The 21,286-nt window shown below is 39.4% G+C and carries 18 protein-coding genes and 1 pseudogene; 4 read left to right on the top strand and 15 right to left on the bottom strand.

What is annotated here, in order from left to right; genetic code table 11:
- Window positions 1-112: 112 nt before the first annotated feature.
- The gene (locus tag ACTVAI_RS10860; protein ID WP_443486653.1) at window positions 113-454 is read right to left on the bottom strand and encodes an NYN domain-containing protein; all 342 of its coding nucleotides are present in this window, start codon (window positions 452-454) and stop codon (window positions 113-115) included.
- Window positions 455-712: 258 nt separating this feature from the next.
- Between ACTVAI_RS10860 and ACTVAI_RS10855 the strand changes: the two are divergent.
- A pseudogene (locus tag ACTVAI_RS10855) lies at window positions 713-1,030 on the top strand (IS30 family transposase); the annotation flags it as partial.
- A 77-nt stretch (window positions 1,031-1,107) separates the two neighbouring features.
- Here the strand turns inward: ACTVAI_RS10855 and tkt are convergent.
- The 12 genes from tkt to ACTVAI_RS10795 form a co-directional block, all read right to left on the bottom strand.
- Complete coding sequence (tkt, locus tag ACTVAI_RS10850) at window positions 1,108-3,096, bottom strand: transketolase (protein ID WP_443486652.1); 1,989 nt, start codon at window positions 3,094-3,096, stop codon at window positions 1,108-1,110.
- Window positions 3,097-3,139: 43 nt separating this feature from the next.
- Window positions 3,140-4,414, bottom strand: coding sequence for a PTS ascorbate transporter subunit IIC (locus ACTVAI_RS10845; RefSeq protein ID WP_443486651.1), 1,275 nt, complete (start codon window positions 4,412-4,414; stop codon window positions 3,140-3,142).
- Window positions 4,415-4,433: 19 nt separating this feature from the next.
- The gene (locus tag ACTVAI_RS10840; protein WP_443474246.1) at window positions 4,434-4,709 is read right to left on the bottom strand and encodes a PTS sugar transporter subunit IIB; all 276 of its coding nucleotides are present in this window, start codon (window positions 4,707-4,709) and stop codon (window positions 4,434-4,436) included.
- Window positions 4,706-6,787 (bottom strand): BglG family transcription antiterminator, encoded by a 2,082-nt coding sequence (locus ACTVAI_RS10835; protein ID WP_443486650.1) that lies wholly within the window; start codon window positions 6,785-6,787, stop codon window positions 4,706-4,708. Before ACTVAI_RS10835 ends, ACTVAI_RS10840 begins: the two co-directional genes overlap by 4 nt.
- Window positions 6,788-6,937: 150 nt before the next feature.
- Window positions 6,938-7,465, bottom strand: coding sequence for an NYN domain-containing protein (locus ACTVAI_RS10830; protein ID WP_443486649.1), 528 nt, complete (start codon window positions 7,463-7,465; stop codon window positions 6,938-6,940).
- 21 nt (window positions 7,466-7,486) lie between these two features.
- On the bottom strand, window positions 7,487-8,332 hold the full coding sequence (gene rlmB, locus ACTVAI_RS10825; RefSeq protein WP_443474249.1) for a 23S rRNA (guanosine(2251)-2'-O)-methyltransferase RlmB: 846 nt from the start codon (window positions 8,330-8,332) through the stop codon (window positions 7,487-7,489).
- Entirely contained in the window at window positions 8,316-8,732 is a 417-nt protein-coding gene (locus tag ACTVAI_RS10820) for a Mini-ribonuclease 3 (RefSeq protein ID WP_443474250.1), read from the bottom strand. The genes rlmB and ACTVAI_RS10820 overlap by 17 nt, the downstream gene beginning before the upstream one ends.
- Window positions 8,729-10,141 carry a cysteine--tRNA ligase gene (cysS, locus tag ACTVAI_RS10815; protein ID WP_443486648.1) on the bottom strand — a complete coding sequence of 471 codons (1,413 nt, stop codon included), beginning with the start codon at window positions 10,139-10,141 and terminating at the stop codon, window positions 8,729-8,731. Before cysS ends, ACTVAI_RS10820 begins: the two co-directional genes overlap by 4 nt.
- A 73-nt stretch (window positions 10,142-10,214) precedes the next feature.
- A complete protein-coding gene (gene gltX / locus ACTVAI_RS10810; RefSeq protein ID WP_443486647.1) occupies window positions 10,215-11,684 on the bottom strand; it encodes a glutamate--tRNA ligase in 1,470 nt (489 codons plus the stop codon).
- Window positions 11,685-11,709: 25 nt separating this feature from the next.
- Window positions 11,710-12,810: a PIN/TRAM domain-containing protein gene (locus ACTVAI_RS10805; RefSeq protein WP_443474253.1), complete on the bottom strand. Its 1,101-nt coding sequence runs from the start codon at window positions 12,808-12,810 to the stop codon at window positions 11,710-11,712.
- A 21-nt stretch (window positions 12,811-12,831) separates the two neighbouring features.
- The gene (radA, locus tag ACTVAI_RS10800) at window positions 12,832-14,211 is read right to left on the bottom strand and encodes a DNA repair protein RadA (RefSeq protein ID WP_443474254.1); all 1,380 of its coding nucleotides are present in this window, start codon (window positions 14,209-14,211) and stop codon (window positions 12,832-12,834) included.
- Window positions 14,212-14,302: 91 nt separating this feature from the next.
- Complete coding sequence (locus tag ACTVAI_RS10795; RefSeq protein ID WP_443486646.1) at window positions 14,303-14,803, bottom strand: dUTP diphosphatase; 501 nt, start codon at window positions 14,801-14,803, stop codon at window positions 14,303-14,305.
- 215 nt (window positions 14,804-15,018) lie between these two features.
- Between ACTVAI_RS10795 and ACTVAI_RS10790 the strand changes: the two genes are divergently transcribed.
- On the top strand, window positions 15,019-16,128 hold the full coding sequence (locus ACTVAI_RS10790; RefSeq protein WP_443474256.1) for an ABC transporter ATP-binding protein: 1,110 nt from the start codon (window positions 15,019-15,021) through the stop codon (window positions 16,126-16,128).
- A gap of 88 nt (window positions 16,129-16,216) precedes the next feature.
- Here ACTVAI_RS10790 and ACTVAI_RS10785 read toward each other — a convergent pair whose 3' ends face one another.
- Window positions 16,217-17,713, bottom strand: a complete 1,497-nt coding sequence (locus ACTVAI_RS10785) for an alpha-amylase (protein ID WP_443474257.1) — start codon at window positions 17,711-17,713, stop codon at window positions 16,217-16,219.
- 196 nt (window positions 17,714-17,909) lie between these two features.
- Between ACTVAI_RS10785 and ACTVAI_RS10780 the strand changes: the two genes are divergently transcribed.
- Window positions 17,910-18,923, top strand: a complete 1,014-nt coding sequence (locus ACTVAI_RS10780; protein ID WP_443486645.1) for a ring-cleaving dioxygenase — start codon at window positions 17,910-17,912, stop codon at window positions 18,921-18,923.
- A gap of 139 nt (window positions 18,924-19,062) precedes the next feature.
- On the top strand, window positions 19,063-19,767 hold the full coding sequence (locus tag ACTVAI_RS10775; protein WP_443486644.1) for a DUF6612 family protein: 705 nt from the start codon (window positions 19,063-19,065) through the stop codon (window positions 19,765-19,767).
- A gap of 44 nt (window positions 19,768-19,811) precedes the next feature.
- Here ACTVAI_RS10775 and ACTVAI_RS10770 read toward each other — a convergent pair whose 3' ends face one another.
- The gene (locus tag ACTVAI_RS10770; RefSeq protein WP_443474260.1) at window positions 19,812-21,146 is read right to left on the bottom strand and encodes a M20 family metallopeptidase; all 1,335 of its coding nucleotides are present in this window, start codon (window positions 21,144-21,146) and stop codon (window positions 19,812-19,814) included.
- Window positions 21,147-21,286 lie beyond the last annotated feature (140 nt).

The raw sequence follows: 21,286 nt of genomic DNA, 5'->3' as shown, positions 1-21,286 counted from the left end.
TCATCCGTGGTAAGATGGGTGTAGGTCATTCGTGATCACTCCTATGTATTCTTTGGTCGGAATTACAATTTGAGTGTACCACGAATGGCTTTTTTATTTGTCTAGCTTAATTTTACAATCGACGTTTAAAAAAAAGAGCCTCTTGGTGGCTCTTAATTCGATAATTTTTTCTCAGCATCTCCAACTCCAATAACTGTTCCTCCGTCAAACTCCCGCTCTTTCTGCGACCATGTCCTTGGACCTTGTGATACTCACGGGCACGTTTGGAGCGTTGGAGTTCGAGCATCAAATCGAGAGCTGACATGCGATTGGCGCCTATGTTGAAGACGAGTTGTTGCTCCGCCAGATCACTGGTCGCAACGGTCACTTCTGTCAGGACATTTTTAATTTTGTCGACGATGCCTTCGATAAGAAGGGATTGCGCCACTTTCCAACCAGACACAATAACTATCATCGTATACTTTTTTCAGTATCTTTCAACCAATTTCAGAACGAGTCCTTTTTCAACTACCTTTTCATATCTAAATACTTTTTTTAAGATTTCATTTGTAGGGCACCATTTCATCCATGTCTTACGTTGTGATTTATTCTAGATTCCCTGTTTCACCATAATTCCTTTTGTTGTCCGTTGGACACCCATTTTGTCTTTCAGCCCGGCACATTTCGAAGGTGTTTTATATTGTCCCATTTAATTATATTAGTCTAGATTGAATCAATTCCTAAAAACTTATTCAAATCCATTAAGTTTGATTGTAAGAAAGGGAAATCTTTAATCAACCAAGATGATATCGTTATTTATTTCGCCGATTTTGGAACGCCTTCATTGTGCGCATTTAAATGAAAACATCACCAGTTACCTGTGGAAAGATAAGGTATCAAAAGAGATGGACTTCAATCAAACGGGTCAAGTATTTATCACCTCGATTACGAACACGCCAATAATATTCCCAGAAAAGCCTTAACTTACCTAATGTCGCTGGAAGTATTCTTGAGTTATCTCGATGTATTTACTTTGTTTTGCTTAAATTGACAAATCAAAAAAATAAAACTTCTACCTCTTATGTGTTAAAAGGTAGAAGTTTTAAAGTTGAAGAAGGAATATATCAATTAGTTTATTTCAATGATATTCTTCATTTCTCGAGCAATTCTTTCGGGATTTATATCAAGTTTTTGTAGTAATTCTACTCCTGGACCCGATGATTGGAAAGTGTCAACACTAATGATAGAACCTTTCTCACCCACATATTGTCTCCATCCAAACTTAACTCCTAATTCAACAGATACTCTGTTAACAATATCAGATGGCATAACTGATTCTTTATATTCTTGAGATTGTTTTTCAAAAAGTTCCCAACTTGGCATCGAAATAACGTTCACATCAATATTATCTTCTTTCAAAATATTTTGAGCATCTAGCGCTAACTCAACCTCAGAACCAGTTGCAATAATAATACCTACTGGATCTTCAACCTCTGAGATAATATATGCTCCTTTTTCAACACCATCTAATCTAGCTTGATTTAATACTGGAACATCATGTCTACCCAAAGCAATAACTGTCGGAGTATTCTTAGATTCAAATGCGATTTTCCAAGCTGCAATAGTCTCATTTGCATCAGCTGGACGAACTACATTAATGTTTGGCATAGCTCTTAAGGACATTAGTTGCTCTAATGGTTGATGTGTTGGGCCATCCTGTCCAAGTAATAAAGAATCATGTGTCATGACATATGTTACAGGAACATCCATAATCGCAGAATGTCGGATTGCAGATCGCATATAATCAGAGAATATTAGAAATGTACCACAGTAGGGTCTGATCCCTCCGTGTAAGCCTACTCCATTGGAAATTGATGCCATTGCAAATTCCCTTACACCGAAATGTACATTAGGACCTGCGAAATCCCCTCTGGACATGAACGGCTCACTGGTGATAGTTGTTTTGTTTGATGAAGCTAAATCTGCAGAACCACCAAGTAAAACTGGATAATGCTCATAAATTTTGTTCAAAACTATTCCGCTTGCTGAACGAGTAGCTAACTTATCCTGAGTAAATTTTTCGATTTGAGGGAATTCATAATTATTATTCAATGCGTTTAATAGCTGTTCAGATAACTCAGGATTTTCTTTACTATAAGAGTCAAAAAGCTGATTCCAATCATCTTCTGATTTTTTCCCTTTATCCTGAATTTCAGAATAATGTTCCTTAACATCATCTGGAACAAAGAACTTTTCTTCATAGTCCCACTCATAAAATTCTTTAACTAACATGGTTTCTTTCTCACCTATAGGGTCACTGTGAATATTGGAAGTTCCTTGGAGATTTGGAGAACCATATCCAATTGTAGTCTTTACCTCTATAAGAGTAGGCTTGTCTGTTACTCTTTTTCCTTCTTCGATTGCTTCTTTTACTTCCTTCCAATCGTTTCCATCTTGGACCTTAATAGTATGCCAGTTCATAGCATCAAATTTTTTTAGTGTGTCTTCTGAGTAGGATAAGCTCAGGTCCCCATCCGATGTAATATCATTTGAATCATACAGGACAATTAACTTTCCTAATCCTAAATGACCAGCTAATGAGGCAGCCTCATTTGCAACTCCTTCCTCTAAATCTCCGTCACCACAAATGGTATAAGTGTAGTGATCGATAACTTTATGTTTATCAGTATTAAATTTGGAAGCTAGGTGAGCTTCAGCCAAAGCCAATCCCACTGTCATGGAAAATCCTTGCCCCAGTGGTCCAGTTGTTGCTTCTACCCCAGGTGTAACATGTACTTCTGGGTGTCCTGGAGTTTTGCTACCAACTTGCCTAAAGGATTTTAAATCTTCAATAGAAAGATCATAGCCCGATAAGTGAAGTAAAGAATACAGTAATATTGACCCATGACCAGAAGTTAAGACAAATCTATCTCTATTAAACCAAAGAGGATTGCGAGGATTATAATTCATGATGTCTTTAAATAATACATATCCTGCAGTCGCCGATCCAAGAGGCATTCCTAAGTGACCGTGATTAACATATTCAACTGTATCCAGACACAACGTCCGGATAGTATCTACAGATTTCTGTTCTATTTTTTTTTCTACATTTAGCACTTTTACATTCCTCCATAACATTTTTTATTCTCAGATAATTTACTTAGAATATACCTTGGAAAAACTTGCCAATATAATACAGTATGAAACCAACAATATTAAAATCTGTCTCTGGGAAAGCAGTCCCTTGTAAACCGATATCAGCCATAATAGGATAAATAATAGCTGGCCCTACAGCAATTAAAATTCCTACAACGAATGATCCTACAACCGCACCTTTCCATCCTCCAGTAGCATTGCCGAAAACACCCGCTGTTGCTCCAATAAAGAAGTAAGGAACCGCTACAGGGATTATTACGGGCATTTCTAACATTCCAAAAATAAACATCATTATTAAACCAGCCGCATAAGCGCTTAGGAACCCAATTACTGTCGCCGTTGGAGCATATGGAAATACAACTGGACAGTCTAAGGCTGGCCTTGAATTAGGGATTAATTTAGAAGAAATCCCTTCGAAAGCGGTTACTATTTCACCCAAGAGTAACCTTACGCCCGTAATAATTACGTATAGACCGGCTGAGAAGTTTAAAGATTGGAATAGTGGGTATACTAACCAATTAACTCCTCCAGATAAATTTTCTACTGTTTCTTTACCAGCCGCAATAGCCGCTACATAATAGAAGATTAGCATTGTCAAGCCTACACCAACGATATAGTCTTTAAAAATTGATAACCAACCTGGGAGCTTTAAGTTCTCTGTACTGTCTTCTGGGTTACCAACTTTACTGCCAATCCACCCAGAGAGAGCATACCCTACAGTAACGTAGTGCCCCATTGCTATCTCGTCATGACCAGTAATTTTCCGCATTGTCGGTTGAGCAATTGCTGGGAAAACTGCAGCAGATATTCCTAAGATAACTCCCCCTAAAATAATAATAACGGTATTATTGGCGTCTAATGCTTTAAGAATTACAGTAAGTAGTGCAGCTAAGTAAAGGTTGTGTTGTCCTGTTAGAAAAATATTTTTAAAAGGTGTTATTCTAGCTACAACAAGGTTCATTGCGAATCCTAGCACCATAACCAAAGAAACAACAGTTCCAAACTTTTCTTGGGCTAAAGCTGTTACTGCCTCTGCTAAAGGCAACACTCCTTCAAGACCAAACCCACTAGCAAACATTTCTTGGAAACTGTTTAATGCTGAAGCTGCAGCTCCAGACCCAATCCCAAAAACAAGAAAGCCAACTATTGTTTTAATAGTTCCAGTAATGACTTCATCTACGGGAGACTTTTGTAATACAAGCCCAATAAAAGCCATTAAACCTACAAGTATTGCTGCTGAACCTAATAAGTCATATACGATAACTTCCAAAAAATTCATTTACAACCCCTCCACAATCCTAAATTTCTTGTAAGAACATTAATAATTTTTCTTTTATTTCTACTTTATCCATTAAATTATTTATTCCAATTACATAAGGGACTTTTCCTTCCATTTCTTGTTTCAAATCATTCATAGTGATTAATAGATCCCCATTAAAATGACTCACTGCATCAATGGAATCATGTTGTACTTTAATTGGAAACTTGTTTTCTTTTATTACCTGATTTACCTTAATTTTCAACATCATACTTGAACCCATTCCTGTCCTACAGGCAATTAACGCTTGTTTCATAATATTTCCTCCTTCTCTTTCTCAAAGTTTTTAATATATTTGTATACCGATTTTGAATCAGTAGCTGATTCTAACATTTCATAAAACCCATCTAATTCAAGTAATTCTATCAACTCAGACATTGCTGTCAAATGACTGGAATTATCTTGGGCGGCTAGACAAAATACATACTTTACTGGATCATTTTCTTCATTCCCAAAGACAACTGGATTTTTTAAAGTACTTATACTGATGGCAGTTTCGACTACACCGTCCTCAGCTCTAGCATGAGGCATTGCTACATGTTTTGAAATAACAATGTATGGGCCGTACTCTTCTGCGGTATGAATCATTGCATCTATATATTGCTCCTTAACTTTCTTCTCTGTCACAAGCGATGCACCACATAGTTTAATTGTTTCTCGCCAGTTCCCAGCTTGGACATTGAGACTAATAAGTTTTTCGCTTGTCAAATCGCTTAGCATTGCTTCACTTCTTTTCTTTTTGTAGTGATTGTTTAATTTACTACTTAATTCGAAATATAAAGACTCTCTATTATTAATAGTTGAATATTTTTCGATAATCTCTATTAACTCATCTAAATTAATAAATTCGCTCACTTCAGATTTAAAGTGATTATTAAAATTTTTTACTAAATTATTTTTCTCAGAGTAATTCATGATGGGACTTACAACAAAGCAAGGATGCCCGTTTATCCTATTTTGATTGATTGGAGTAGTTGAAAAATATAAATCAACCTCAGTGTTTACTGTTTCTACATCCGTTGTTTCTATAGTTTCGATGAAACGGACATAAGGAAATAATGCTCTTAATTCTTCAGTTAATATTTTTGATGTTCCAATTCCATTTGGACATACCACTGCTGCAATGAGTTGTTTATTTTTAAAACTATGATTATCCCTATTCGCAATAACCAACGTTGCAAAATACATTGTCATCAAGCTTATTTCATCTTTTGAAAACTTTTGACTAAAAGTATTAGAGAGTGGTTTGATACTTTCTTCAACAAAAGAATAAACTAAAGGATATTCTTCAATAATTTTTTCTGCAAGAGCATTTATTGTCGGAAGCCTAAATAATAACCTGTAATATGATGATCTAAAATGGCTATAGAAATCTGCAACAAACTTTTCTTCCCTGTCCAGTTTGATTCCTGAAATAGATGTAAATTTAAAAGTTATACCTTTCACTAATTCTAGTATTGCTTCTCTATCACAAGTCTCTTCATAATAATTCCCTTCTGATTGTCCCAAAATCCATGCAGTTACATAGTTTCTTTCAAAATCGGAATCTAAAGAAAATGAATTTAATAATTCTTGTGACAACTCAAACTCTTTCATTAAATAAAAAATAGAGAACTCTTTAGATTGTTGTAAGGTATTTCCATTCTTGATTCTAAAAAACAGTAAAATCAGCCCATATATAAATTCTTCTCTTTTAGCTTCAGTAAAGTACATATTATATTTTTCTAGTAGATGATTAATAAATCTGTAGTGATTAGTAAACTCAATTTGTTTTTCTTTAGCTAATAATGATAGGATCGTTAGGAACGATTTTTTATTTTCGAGAAGATTTATTAAGCTTTTTAGAGCTAAATATCTAATATCTATTTCATTACCGCTTAAGTAATAACCTACCTCCTTATTATTTTTAATTTGGACATCTAATACTGAGATTTCTTTACCTTTTTCTTGGATATCTGTCCAACCTGTAGTAGAGCTAATCTTCACAAGATTTGAGTAATGAAACAATGATATATAGTCATTTTTTAAAAAAAGGAAAAGATAGAGTAAATGTTGCCGTTCTTCTTTACCAAGATGATAATTTTTTTTGTTTTCTTCATTACTCTCCACTAAATACCTTTGAATGTGATTTCTAGACTCTGCCGAAATCAGATAACCTTTACGAGGAACTTTTATGATTTCATCTATTCCTTGACTATTTAACCAATCATTTAATTTTGATATACTGTACTCTACTTGTCTTCTAGACAATTCAAGTTGCTCTATCAAGTAATTCATACTGACAATGTCTTGAGTAATTAAAATTCTCATTAATAATATTAATCTTTCTTCCAAGGTTTGGGCCTCCTTATAATTAGATTATTACAAAAATTAAGCGCTTTCAATTAAAATTCATATCAACTTGTGTAACTACTAACGACAAAAAAAGAAAGCGTATTCAAAATAAGGGTCTTAATTTAAAACAAAAGAGCCTTAAATAGGCTCTTACTTCGATAATTTATTTCTTAAAAATTCCAACTTCTGCAACTGCTCATCCGTCAAACTCCCGCGTTTCTTGCGACCATGTCCTTGAACCTTATGATATTCAGATTCTTTATCACGGGCACGTTTGGAGCGTTGGAGTTCGAGCATCAAATCGAGAGCCGACATGCGGTTGGCGCCTTTGTTGAAGACGAGTTGCTGTTCAGCTAAATCACTGGTCGCAACGGTTACTTCTGTCAGGACATTTTTTAGTTTGTCGACGATGCCTTCGATATAGGTATCGGCCGTTTCACCTTGACCGGTGAAGACGACTTTTACTTTATATTTCGTATACTCTTTCGTGATACCGGGTACGAATTGGGCATCGAACACGACCCAAATCTCAATGTTTTCAAATGCTTGGTAGTTGGAAAGGATTTGTAGGAGTCGGTCACGTGCTTCGTCGATGAGGTCACGATTCTTCAGGCTTACCAGTTCTGGCCAAGCGCCAATCATATTGTACCCATCCACAACCAGTATTTCCTTTTTCACCGCAACCTCACCTCCTAATCATTATTCAAAATTTCGTTTACGGTACACTTCATACATCATCAATCCCGCAGCCACGCTCGCATTCAAGCTTTGGACGTGACCTTTCATCGGAATCGTCAATAAACCATCTGCCGTATCTTTCAATAAACGTGAAACACCTTTTCCTTCATTACCGATAACGACTGCGACTGGCAGGTTCGCATCCCATTTTTCAAAAGATTGCCCTTTCATATCGGTTGCGTAAATCCAGACGCCTCGTTCCTTCAACTCTTCAATCGTACGGGCCAAGTTTGTCACACGTACGACCGGAACGTGTTCAATTGCTCCGGTTGATGTCTTCGCAACGGTACCGGTTAAGCCAACCGCGCGACGTTTGGGAATAATAACCCCATGTACACCGCTCGCATCTGCGGTACGAAGAATGGAGCCGAGGTTATGTGGATCTTCAATCCCATCTAAAATGACGAAGAATGGGTCCTCACCCTTTTCTTTAGCCACTTCAAATAAATCATCCAGTGTTGCGTATTGGAATGCTGCAGTGGCCAGCATGACGCCCTGATGGACACCATTATCGGATAACAAATCCAACTTTGTTTTAGGTACAATCGAAATCTGGATGTGGCGTTCTTTAGCCAGCTCCAGGATTTCCCCGATTTTCTCGCCACCAATACCTTCTTGCAAGAACAACTTGTTGATGTCACGCTCGGATTGCAACGTTTCATAAACAGCGTGCTTTCCGATGACGAAATCATCCTGTTGTTCCGGACGGTCGTTTGTTTTTTGCTCTGGTTTACGATCGGGTTTCCGTTTGGAATCCCGGCCTTTATTCGTAAAATCTCTTTTTGGTTTTCTATTTTTTTGATTCATCTTGTTTGTCCTCCACTTGCTGGATACACCAACGAACGAGCTCTTCCAATCGCGTCACTTGCTTTGTTAAATGCAGGTAACCGAATAGTGCTTCAAATCCTGTTGAAATGCGGTAGGTTGTAACATCTGCATTTTTAGCAATCGTATGACTTTTGGCATTACGACCGCGTTTATACATGTCGATTTCTTCTTCCGATAAAAAATCGGGTTGGTCAAGCATCGCATACATCAAAGCCGCTTGTGCTTTTGCTGATACATAATGCGTGGCGCGACGGTGAAGGTCATTCGGCTTGGTCCAGCCTTTATGAAGAAGATGGTCTCGAATGTAAACTTCGTAAGCGGCATCGCCAACATAAGCGAGAGCCAGACCGTTTAACAATTGCCAGTTCTTATCACTCATGCGCGTCTCCACCTTGTCCCTTGCGGCGTATCATCCAAAATAATGCCTTGGTCCTTCAAGTAATCGCGAATTTCATCACTGCGGGCAAAGTCCTTGTCTTTTCGCGCTTGGGTGCGTTCATCGATCAAAGCCTGAATATCATCATCCAACATCGCTTCCGCTTGTAATTTAATGCCGAATACCATCATGATCTGTTCCAACAATACCAAAGTTTGATCCAAGACAGCCTTGGAAACTTCTGGACGTTCTGAATAAACGTTCAACTCTTTAACAAACTGGTAGATAACCGTCATCGCATTGTCAGCCTGAAAGTCATCGTCCATCTCTTCAACGAAACGCGCTTCTAATTCCATAAAAACTGCCACATCCGCTTGGTCACTTGGCAACCTATCAGCCGCGTTGTCCATTCGATATTGTGCATTTTTATAAGCCACACGGATTTTATCCAGGTTGATGCGCGCTTCTTCCAATGCCCGCTCACTGAACTTAATGGGGCGGCGATAGTGGGAAGAAGCCAATAGGAAACGTAATACCTGTGCGTCAACCGTTTGAAGCATGTCGTGGACCAGCACGAAGTTCCCCAGGGACTTACTCATCTTTTCTTCCGATTCGCCAATTGTCACAAAGCCGTTATGCATCCAGTAGTGCGCAAAAGGATGGCCGGTTTTCGCTTCACTTTGAGCGATTTCGTTTTCGTGATGCGGGAAAGTCAAATCATGTCCGCCCCCATGAATATCGATTGTGTCACCCAAATATTTTGTTGCCATTACCGAGCACTCAATATGCCAACCGGGACGACCCGCGCCCCAAGGTGAATCCCAAGAAATCTCTTCCGGCTTCGCTTGTTTCCACAAGGCAAAATCAAGTGGACTTTCTTTCTTCAAGTTCTCTTCTTCCTGGATACGCTCGCTTGCGCCTATACGTAAATCCTTGATGGATTGGTCGCTCAATTGCCCATAATGCTCAAATTTTTCCGTCCGGTAGTAGACATCCCCTTGGGATTCATAAGCATAACCTTTTTCGATTAACACTTCGATAAACGCAATGATTTCAGGGATGTTATCCATAACGCGCGGATGAACCGTTGCTTCTTTTACTTCCAACGCCCGTGTGTCTTCCGTGAAGGCAGCGATAAATTTTTCCGCCACTTCCACCGGAGTCACTTTCATTTCTTTAGCAGTCCGGATGATTTTATCATCAACGTCGGTGAAATTGGAAACATAGTTAACATCGTATCCACGGTATTCGAAATAACGGCGGATTGTATCAAACGCCACTGTACTACGTGAATTACCGATGTGGATATAGTTGTAGACAGTCGGCCCACAGACATACATCTTCACCTTTCCTGGTTCCAGTGGTTTAAATGTTTCCTTTGTCCGAGTCAATGTATTGTATATTTTCATCATCCGTCGCTCCTTTCATTTTTCCTCTATTAATAGCAAGATGGACTCTTCCGAGAAAGAGTCCTCTTGATCATTTTTATAAACTTGCAAGTACTGTATCTAAATGGTTCAAACTTTTCTCGCGGCCCAATACTTCGATTGTTTTACCGAGCTCCGGCCCGTGCATTTCCCCACTGATAGCTACACGAATCGGCATGAATAGGTTTTTACCTTTAACGCCGGTTTCTTTTTGGACTTCTTTGATCGCCGCTTTGATTTCAGCTTCTTCAAATGGTTCAATTGCAGCTAATTTTTCTTTAAAGGCATTCAATACTGTTGGAACTGTTTCTGAAGCCAGTACTTCTTTTTCTGTCTCATCCAGTTCCAAAGTTTCGGCAAAGAATAGCTCTGAAAGTTCAACGATTTCTGCCGCATAACTCATTTGATCATGATATAAGGAAACCAATTTTTTAACCCATTGTTTAGTTTCTTCATCAGGATTTTCAGAAATTTTCCCAGCTGCGGCCAAATGTTTCGCTGCCAAAGGAACAATTGTATCCAATTCCGTTTCTTTCATGTAGGTGTTGTTAACCCACTCCAGTTTTTTCGCGTCAAACGCTGCTGGTGATTTACTTAAACGAGCTGGATCAAACATCTTGATCAATTCTTCGCGGCTGAAGATTTCTTCTTCACCAACTGGCGACCAACCCAACAACGTAATGAAGTTGAACATTGCTTCTGGTAAGTAGCCTAAATCTTTATACTGTTCGATAAATTGAAGAATTGCTTCATCACGCTTGCTTAATTTCTTGCCTGTTTCGCTGTTGATGATCAAAGTCATATGTCCAAATTCTGGATATGCCCATTCAAAAGCCTCGTAAATCATCATTTGTTTAGGTGTGTTGGCAATGTGATCATCACCACGAAGAACGTGCGTGATTCCCATCAAATAGTCATCCACGACAACGGCAAAGTTATATGTTGGGAAGCCATCGCGTTTGCGGATAATAAAATCTCCACCTACACTGCTTGCTTCAAAATTGATTTCGCCTTTTACGATATCGTTGAATGTGTATGAATTTTCTTTCGGTACACGGAAACGAATGGTTGGTACAATGCCTTGTGCTTCTTTTTCAGCTTGTTCTGCTGGTGACAGATGCGCACAACGACCACCGTAATGTGGCATTTCACCACGCGCACGTTGTTGTTCACGTTCTTCTTCCAACTCTTCCTCTGTACAGTAGCAGTGGTAAGCGCGATTAGATAGAAGTAGTTGATCAATATAGCTATCGTAAATATCTTTTCGTTCTGATTGACGATATGGTCCGTATTCGCCTGGCTTGTCTGGACCTTCATCCCAATCCACGCCTAACCATGTCAAGTTCTCTAACTGGCTTTCTTCCCCACGTTCAATATTCCGTTTTTGGTCAGTATCCTCGATTCGGATTATAAATTCACCATCATTATGACGTGCGAATAAATAGTTGAAGAGGGCTGTACGTGCGTTTCCAATATGCAAATGCCCTGTTGGACTTGGTGCGTACCGTACTCGAATTTTTTTAGCCATTATTCATTCTCCTTTTTGTGTATGCCTAATTACCTTTTATACCTTTTTGAGAGTGGACGGGTTTTGCAAAAATCATCCGTCCTGCTGCTGTTTGTAATGCGCTTGTCACTACAACATCAAGCGTTTTATTCATATGGTACTGTCCGTCTTCTACAACGATCATCGTACCATCATCCAAATAAGCAACACCTTGGTTGCGCTCAGTACCTGCTTTAATAACTGTTACACGCATGTTTTCGCCTGGAATCACCACAGGTTTAACGGCGTTTGCCAATTCATTGATGTTCAATACCGGAACGTTCTGGAACTCACTGACTTTGTTCAAATTGTAATCATTCGTTACCACAACGCCGTCAATTAATTTAGCTAAACGAATCAATTTGCTGTCTACTTCGGCAATTTCTTCAAATTCTCCTTCGTAGCTTTCAACTTGCATCACTTCTTCTTTTTGCAAACTGTTCAAAATATCCAAACCACGACGTCCCCGAACGCGTTTCAAGCTATCCGATGAATCAGCAATGTATTGCAATTCACGTAAAACAAAGTTCGGAATGACCAAAACGCCCTCCAAAAAGCCGGTCTTTGCAATTTCATAAATACGTCCATCAATAATAACACTTGTATCCAAGATTTTGTACTTGCGGAAACTGGAATCGGCTTTGCGGTCCAACAGTTGGCCCTCTTCCGGACGTTTTTTTGGTGCAAATAATTTCCGGAATTCGTCGATTCGCGTTGTTCCCACATAAAAACCTAAATAGGCAAAGCCAAACGATAGTAACGAAGGCATGATATTGCTGATAACGGGAATATTCCAGGCCGCTAAAGGAATTCCGATTAACCAAGCCAACACCAATCCTATAATAATACCCAAAGCACCAAATAACAGAAAAGTTGCCGATTGTTTACTGAAGTAGTTTTCAACTTTCTTGAAAGCACGGACAATCCAACTCGCCAACGCTAAAGATAATAAAAAGAATATAAGTGCACCAATACCAAAGTTGACGAACACATTATTAAAAGGAGAATTAGTAAGATTCAATACATCCCATAAATAAGGCATTGCTGTGAGTCCTACACTCCCTCCAACAAAAGTAAATACAATTGAAATAATTCGCTTCATTTTCATGCTATTCCTCCTCTCTTTCTTTTATCTGCGATTTGGAAAGACTTTGCGTAACGTTTCCGAAACCGTTGCAACGCCAATAAGTTCAATTCCTTTTGGATGGTCCCATCCCGACATATTGTTCTTGGGTAAATACACCCGTTTAAATCCTAATTTTTCAGCTTCATGGACACGTTGCTCCACCCGGTTCACTCTCCGGACTTCACCGGTCAAACCGATTTCACCGATAAAACATTCCGTTGCTGCCGTTTCAGTGTCATAATAGCTGGAGGCGACACTGACTGCTATTGCCAAATCGATAGCGGGTTCATCCAGACGGACCCCACCGGTAGATTTGAAATAGGCATCCTGATTTTGCAGCAATAGGCCAGCCCGTTTTTCCAAAACCGCCAAGATTAATGAAACGCGGTTATAGTCCAAACCACTTGATGTCCGGCGTGCATTTCCAAAAGCCGTTGGTGTAATCAAACATTGGATTTCCGCCAGAATGGGACGCGTGCCCTCCATGGAAGCAACCACCGCCGAACCTGATGCACCGGCCAGTCTTTCTTCCAGGAACATTTCTGATGGATTGGAAACTTCCCGTAAGCCACCTTGTGCCATCTCAAAAACGCCAATTTCATTGGTCGAACCAAACCGGTTTTTCACAGCCCGCAAAATCCGGAATGTATGGTGGCGGTCACCTTCGAAATATAAAACCGTGTCTACCATATGTTCCAGCATACGGGGTCCAGCGATATTCCCTTCCTTGGTCACGTGACCAACGATAAAAATGGAGATATTATTTGTTTTTGCAATTCGCATAAAGGCTTGGGTCGATTCCCGCACTTGCGAGACACTACCAGCCGTACTGTCATTATCCGCTTTAATCATGGTCTGGATCGAGTCGATGATAACAAGTTTTGGCTTCAAACGTTCAATGGTCTGTGCGATTGCATCAATGTCCGTTTCGGGATAAATATAAAAATCAGACCCTTTAACACCTAGACGTTCGGCACGCAATTTGATTTGACTGGCACTTTCTTCACCAGAAACATAGAGAACGGGAATGTTTTTATTGTTTATTTGTGCTGAAACTTGAAGCAGGAGTGTCGATTTACCAATCCCTGGATCTCCACCTATCAAAATAAGTGATCCTGGCACAATACCGCCACCCAAGACATGGTTAACTTCCTCCATATCGGTTGGAATGCGTGGAACATCTTCTATCTTAATATTCTGGATAGAAACAGCCTCAGCTGTCTGACCTGAAAAATTGACTCGAGGCTGGTGTTTTTCAGAAGCCGCGATTTCCTTTTCTTCTTCCATTTGATTCCATGCGCCACAATTCGGACATTTGCCCAACCATTTCGGTGACTCATACCCGCATGCTTGGCAGACATATTTAATCCTTTTTTTTGCCATTCATTAAACTCCTTCAATAATACGATGGATATAACGCTATTTTAGCATATAACTCACCAACTCAAGTAGTAGACAACCATATAATTTGGAATTAATGTGCGTCTGAAGAACCAAATCCGCCTTTACGGCTGTTTTTTGACACTTCTTCATTATCCACCTTCAGAAATTTCAAAAAGATGCCTTGACCGATACGGTCCCCTTTTTTAATAACCTTATCCCGCAAACCAAAATTCAATAATTGAAAGAAAATCTCGCCTTCGTTATCTTCGTTCCCGTAATAATCCGCATCCACAATGCCTACACCATTTGGCAATATCAAAAAATGTTTGATGGGATTGCTGGAACGGTTCGTAAGTTGTAGATATTCATCGTCTTCCATATAAGCCTTGATTCCAGTTGGGACCAATACGGGAGTGATGCCTTTAACTGGAGCGTTACGATCATGTTTGAAGAACGTATTCCAGATGGATGGCAAAACGGTATCTTCTGATGCCTCAAAATCATATCCCGCAGAATGAACGGTTGCCCGTTTTGGTAATTGCAAACCTTGACCTTCATATTTAGAAACAATTTCAAACCCTCTTGTACGCATTTAATCTCCCTTTCCAACCTGTATATTAGTACGATTTTACCATATATCGTCTAATAAAACCTTGAAAGTTCTACATTTCCCATTTTTGAAAAGGCTTTCGTCAATGTGCACAAAAAAACGCTTCCACATTCAGGCATTTTGACTTGGCTTAATAATCCGCTTTCATTTAAGATTGTAAATATAAACAAAACATTCAACAAAGGCGGGATTAAATTATGGTAGAAATCCAATTAAATGAGATTCATAAAAAATATGATAATGCAGAAAATTATTCTGTTACAGACTTTAACTTACATATCCAAGATCGCGAATTTATCGTGTTTGTTGGTCCATCCGGTTGTGGTAAATCAACAACGCTTCGTATGATTGCGGGATTGGAAGATATCACAGAAGGTGAATTGAAGATCGGCGAAACGGTCATGAACGATGTAGCACCTAAAGACCGTGACATCGCAATGGTTTTCCAAAACTATGCTTTATACCCACATATGACCGTGTTTGATAACATGGCTTTCGGTCTGAAATTACGTAAATACAAAAAAGAAGAAATCAAACAACGGGTTGACAACGCAGCAGAAATCCTTGGTTTGACGGAATATCTAGACCGTAAACCAGCGGCTCTTTCTGGGGGACAACGTCAGCGGGTTGCGCTGGGTCGTGCGATTGTGCGTGACGCTAAAGTCTTCTTGATGGATGAACCTTTGTCAAACCTGGATGCGAAATTGCGGGTTGCGATGCGTGCGGAAATTGCGAAATTACACCGCCGCTTGAATACAACTACCATTTACGTAACGCATGACCAAACAGAGGCAATGACCATGGCGGACCGAATCGTTATTATGAAAGACGGTTTCGTTCAACAAATCGGCTCTCCAAAAGAAGTTTACGATACACCAGTAAACTTATTCGTAGCTGGTTTTATCGGATCGCCAGCGATGAACTTCTTCAATGTTACATTGAATGATGGCGTCATTTCTGATGGTAAAGGTTTGGAACTAACGATTCCGGCTGGTAAACGTAAAGTCTTGGAACAAAAAGGTTACAACAACAAACAAGTTATTTTTGGTATCCGTCCAGAGGATATTCAATCCGAACAAGTTGTAATCGACGCAAATCCTGGATCGACTGTGCGTGCACAAGTAAACGTTTCTGAACTACTAGGTGCAGAAACAATGCTTTACTCACAAGTTGGTGACACTGAGTTCATCTCCCGTGTAGACGCACGTGACTACCATGAACCAGGTTCTATAATTGAATTGGCATTTAACATGAATAAGATTCATTTCTTTGATAAAGAATCTGAAAATGTCATTACAATTCCTTAATCTACTATCCCTATTTTCTTAATGATATACCATCCTCCACCAGAAAAAGGCGATCCTAACGGATCGCCTTTTTCTAATGTTATGGGAATTATTCTTTATTTTCATGAAACGCTTCTTCAGGCGTAATGCCATCTTGAACCCAAACGGATACAGAACCACCATTTACCAAGAAAGTTGCATTTCCTTCCTCATCTATTACGATTTTTTCTTCGCGATTGCCGGAATAGTCTGCAAAAGTAACACCCGCATATTGTTCTCCAACATGCATCACTTTTTCACCATCATCGCCATTTGACATCAAAACCGCCATGCCATACGGATGCTCTGCGTCCCCTTCACGGGTCCAGCCAATACAATTAGGGTGATCGAAATAATCGTTTTGTGTTCCATAGGCATGATTGCGGCGTAGATATAGTAAAGCATCCAGATAAGCATCGGCCTTTCCTTCAATCGGATTCTCGCCCTGAATGCCATAATAATCACCATAGAACAAACATGGGAAACCTTCTGCCCTTAATAAAATAAAACTATACGCCAGCGGTTTGAACCAGTCATCAACGAAAGATTCCAACGCTTGTCCGGGTTGAGAATCATGATTATCCACAAACGTCACCGAGTGCGTTGGATTTTTAGCAACCAAGGCGTCTTTTAATAAGTTCCGTAAATCATAATCTCTTCCTTGTTTAGAAGCCGTATGGAAACTATAGTGAAGTGCAACATCAAATAAATCCAGCGTAAAATCTGTATCTTCAAGATAATCTTGAATTGATTCATAATCAGATTTCCAATACTCCCCTACTATAAAGAAATCGGGTCTGTCGTTTTTACGCACGGTATTAACGAAGTTTTTTACAAAATTATAGTTAATGTGTTTAATGGCATCCAAACGGAAACCATCCACACCCGTTTCATTGATATACCAATCAGCCCATTTCAAAACTTCCTTGACGACTTCCTCATTTTCATAGTCGATATCTGCAAACATCAAATAATCATAGTTACCAAATTCATTATCGACCGTATCGTCGTCACTCCAACCCTTTTCAAACCCTTTGATCATATAAATTGCTTCTTTATCATTTTCGGCATTAAAATCTGTTCCAGAAAAATGGCGCCAATTCCATTTGAAATCGGAATATTTTCCCCCACGACCTTCAAAGTTGAACTGCGTCCAACCTTCAATTTCATAAGGTTCACCTAATTTCTCTTGGCGATTATCCGGGTTTACCTCGTAGGCCATAAAACGTTCTTTTCCATCTGCTCCGGCTTTGTGATTCAATACCACATCAGCGTAAACAAAAAGACCTTGTTCATGTAAAGCATCGATAGCTGCTTGATATTCTTCTTTCGTGCCATATTTAGTTCGCACTGTACCTTTTTGATCGAATTCACCCAAGTCATAGAGGTCATAGATTCCATACCCTACATCGGCCTGCCCGGTTGCTTTATAAGCAGGTGGAAGCCAGACTGCGGTCACGCCTAATTCTTTTAGATGCTTAGCATCCTCTTTCAGGTTCTTCCACAGCTGTCCATCATTTGGCAATTCCCATTCAAAGTATTGCATCATCAATCCATTTTCAACCATGTTCATGCACCTTCTTCAGATTTAATAATTGCGTCCTGGTTTTTAAACCAGTTACTTTATTATAACCACTCTGTTGAAAAATTGCGATTTTAAGCACTATCTCGGATTCGAATAAAAATAATTGCAATTAATTCGAATTCGAGATATACTTTGATTGTCGATAGAAAACAAGAAAAAAGAGAGGGATTACTTAATTATGACTAAACTTTTACCACTTACTGGAATTCACCATATAACTGCCATTACAAGTTCTGCCGAAAAGAATTATGATTTTTTCACGAATGTATTGGGCATGCGCCTTGTTAAGAAAACTGTTAACCAAGATGATATTCAAACTTATCATCTCTTCTTTGCCGATGACCGCGGAAATGCTGGAACAGATATTACCTTCTTTGATTTCCCAAACATCCCAAAAGCACAACGTGGAAACAACGAAATATATCGTTCGGGTTTACGTGTACCTAACGACCGGGCTTTGGAGTATTGGATGAAACGATTTGATCACTTTAATGTGAAACATTCCGGTATCACTGAACAATTTGGCGTTAAAGTCATCAACTTTGAAGATTTCGATGGCCAACAAATGCAATTGATTTCCGATGAGAATGATAAAGGCGTTGCACCAGGTACCGCTTGGATTAATGGGCCTGTGCCAACAGAATTCGGTATCCATGGGCTCGGAACAACTTTGATCCGGGTTGCAGAATTTGAATTCTTGAAACAAGTACTGGAAATGGTATTGATGTTCCGCGAAACAAAAACAGAAGGCAACCTGCATTACTTTGAAACCGGTGAAGGTGGAAATGGTGCTTCCATCATTATTGAACACAATACTGTCTTGGGTCGTGCCCAGCAAGGATATGGTTCTGTTCATCATATCGCTTTCCGTGTGAAAGACCGTGAGCAATTGGATAAATGGATTGATCGCTTACAAGGTTACCAATTCCCGACATCCGGGTATGTGGATCGCTTCTACTTTGAATCCCTTTATTCTCCAGTAGCAAACGGTATCTTGTTCGAGTTCGCAACAGATGAACCCGGCTTTATCGATGATGAAGAATCATACGAAATATTGGGAGAAACATTGGCATTACCTCCTAAATTCCGCGATCACCGTGAGCAAATTGAAAAATTGGTTCGCCAATTCGATACCGTCCGCAGTACTAAAAAGTTCGAGAAAGAATATTTTGGTTTCGAAAAAGAAGCTTAAAACGAGATAAACCAGATTAATCCGCACTCATTTCGGTGATTGCGGATTTCTTTATAATTTTCTTGAAAAAAAGGCTTTCAAAAGTGTTCAATATTCTGTAGAATAATATAGAAGAATGTTGAAAAGCGAGGTAAGCGATTTGAGTATTAGACGTTTTTTATTTGTTATCGTACCAGCAGCAGTCACACTATCAGCTTGTCAACGCGCCCTTGCGACAGATATTCAAACTGAAACAGCTTTGACTGCTTCCCAGGATTTTGAAAACTACCACCAAGTCATTTCCGTTGAAACAGAAACCTTAACAAAAGAAAATACTATTGAAAGTACATATGCTATTACTGAAGCAACCATTTTCCCTGAAGAAAATCTTGCTTATGGTCAAAGAGTAAATAAAGGAACAAACCTCGAAGCCTATAAGACATCGATTTATGCTTCAGATGAAGGGGCCTATCAGAAAAAGAATAATGATACATGGGTCGCTTCTGCCACACCGGATCCTTTATTCTCAAGTATTTCCGTCTACCCTTATGAGACATTTGTTAATTTAGTTACCCTTTTTGAAAGCAAAGGGACAGTAGCTGAAACAGACAAAGAGTATATCATCACTTACTCTGGCTATGATGAAGCATTGAACCGCGAGCTTTCCGATTTGGTTCAACAATTCCCTGTAACGGGAACGAAGTATGATGTCACCATTACCTTGGACAAAAAAACGGACTATATTACTTCAGTCCAAATGCAATCTGAAACGGCCTCAACGACTGGAAAAAGTACGACTAATCAAAATCTGTCAGCACATTTTTCCAAATATAATTTAAATGAGCCTCGCAGCAGGACCGAATAAAAAAATACGACATTCCGCCCGATTAAAGGGGAATGTCGTATTTTCTATTTTTCACACGTTAAACGATACAATGCTTCCGCATAAATATCCATCGCTTGGTAGAGATCAGCCAAGGCCATGCGTTCGTTCGGTCCATGCAGAGTGGCCTCTGCATGCGGTAGTTGTGCTCCGAATGCGACACAATTATCCATTGTACGGGCAAATGTTGCTCCACCTGACACTAGTGCCTCACTCATATCTCCCGTTTTTTCTTGATAGACAGCCATCAAATTCTTCACCAACGGATGGTCTAATGGTACGTAAAGAGGAGCAATATAATCGTACTCTTCATAAACCAGGTCTGCTTTTTCTGCAGCTGTCTGGAGTTTTTTCACGATAAAATCTTTTTCAATGGTAACAGGGTAACGGATATCAATTCCCAGTACCGTTTCATTGCCCTCAATTGTTAGTGTTGCAGCATTCAAGGTCAAAATACCGGATGCTTCGTCCTGGACTTCCCCAAAGATTGATAAACCACGTGCATCCTCTTGGATAACATCACGCAAGAACGCCAATACTTTGTTATTGTCATTTGCTCCAATTGCTTTCGCTAAACGCACAATCGCGTTGATGCCTTCAGGGGCATTTTTACTGTGGACGGATTTACCTTTTACATTAACGGTTTCGCCATTACGTTCGTAAGCATATCCCAAACGGTCCAATTCAGCTGCAATTGCATCGGCCCACTCCCCTGTATAAGCTGCATCTTCCGGAACCACGTTCATGGCGCCCCCAGCTTTCAGTGTATAATTTGAATTTTCTTGGCTACGCATCTTAACTTGCAATAAGCCTTTTTCCGCAAAAGTTACTGGGAAAGTTGAATCTGGTGCAAATCCCATGGTAGCTTTTTCTTCGAGCTCATTATAACGTGCCAAACAACGCCAGAGGTTTTCTTCATCCACACCAAAAATAAAACGAATGCGTTTATTAAAAATTTCGCCAGCATCCATCAAGGCTTTGGCTGCGTAAAGAGCCGCTATCGTTGGACCTTTATCATCCTCTGTTCCACGTGAAACGATAAAGCCATCTTTAATGACGGGTTCAAATGGTTGAGTTTCCCATAATTCCAGATTTCCAGGTGGTACAACGTCCAAGTGACACAATACTGCAAATAGTTCTTCGCCTTCACCGACTTCTGCATAGCCATAGTAGCCTTCTGGATCGATATAAGTACGAAATCCTAAGCTTTCAGTAATCTCCAACGTTTTCTCCAAAACAGCCTGAATATCTTTCCCAAAAGGCGTCTCATCATCCTCTTGTAAATAGGAAGGATAAGATAGAATGGTCTTCAAAGATTCTACGGCTTCTGTCTGATGCTTTTCTAAAATAAATTGTTTCATAATGAGCCTCCTTTATTTATGAATATTTTACCACTGCTCTTTTAGATAATACAGTTTCACTTCTTACCTTTATCTTTCCATTCTTCCATAATTCCGCCCATTTTGGACCAACTCCAGGCAAACACGACTAATCCCAAGAT

This window comes from Jeotgalibaca sp. A127, assembly GCF_052266745.1.
Classification (GTDB): domain Bacteria; phylum Bacillota; class Bacilli; order Lactobacillales; family Aerococcaceae; genus Jeotgalibaca.
Note: the sequence above shows the minus strand (reverse complement) of the source record. Positions and strands in the feature narration are given on the sequence as shown.

Bases quoted from the DNA above. Each gene is read 5' to 3' on its own strand.
- cysS (WP_443486648.1), bottom strand. From the start codon at position 10,141: ATGATGAAAATATACAATACATTGACTCGGACAAAGGAAACATTTAAA.
- radA (WP_443474254.1), bottom strand. From the start codon at position 14,211: ATGGCAAAAAAAAGGATTAAATATGTCTGCCAAGCATGCGGGTATGAG.
- ACTVAI_RS10845 (WP_443486651.1), bottom strand. From the start codon at position 4,414: ATGAATTTTTTGGAAGTTATCGTATATGACTTATTAGGTTCAGCAGCA.
- ACTVAI_RS10785 (WP_443474257.1), bottom strand. From the start codon at position 17,713: ATGGTTGAAAATGGATTGATGATGCAATACTTTGAATGGGAATTGCCA.
- ACTVAI_RS10805 (WP_443474253.1), bottom strand. From the start codon at position 12,810: ATGAAAATGAAGCGAATTATTTCAATTGTATTTACTTTTGTTGGAGGG.
- ACTVAI_RS10860 (WP_443486653.1), bottom strand. From the start codon at position 454: ATGATAGTTATTGTGTCTGGTTGGAAAGTGGCGCAATCCCTTCTTATC.
- ACTVAI_RS10790 (WP_443474256.1), top strand. From the start codon at position 15,019: ATGGTAGAAATCCAATTAAATGAGATTCATAAAAAATATGATAATGCA.
- gltX (WP_443486647.1), bottom strand. From the start codon at position 11,684: ATGGCTAAAAAAATTCGAGTACGGTACGCACCAAGTCCAACAGGGCAT.
- rlmB (WP_443474249.1), bottom strand. From the start codon at position 8,332: ATGAATCAAAAAAATAGAAAACCAAAAAGAGATTTTACGAATAAAGGC.
- ACTVAI_RS10780 (WP_443486645.1), top strand. From the start codon at position 17,910: ATGACTAAACTTTTACCACTTACTGGAATTCACCATATAACTGCCATT.
- ACTVAI_RS10820 (WP_443474250.1), bottom strand. From the start codon at position 8,732: ATGAGTGATAAGAACTGGCAATTGTTAAACGGTCTGGCTCTCGCTTAT.
- ACTVAI_RS10770 (WP_443474260.1), bottom strand. From the start codon at position 21,146: ATGAAACAATTTATTTTAGAAAAGCATCAGACAGAAGCCGTAGAATCT.
- ACTVAI_RS10795 (WP_443486646.1), bottom strand. From the start codon at position 14,803: ATGCGTACAAGAGGGTTTGAAATTGTTTCTAAATATGAAGGTCAAGGT.
- ACTVAI_RS10840 (WP_443474246.1), bottom strand. From the start codon at position 4,709: ATGAAACAAGCGTTAATTGCCTGTAGGACAGGAATGGGTTCAAGTATG.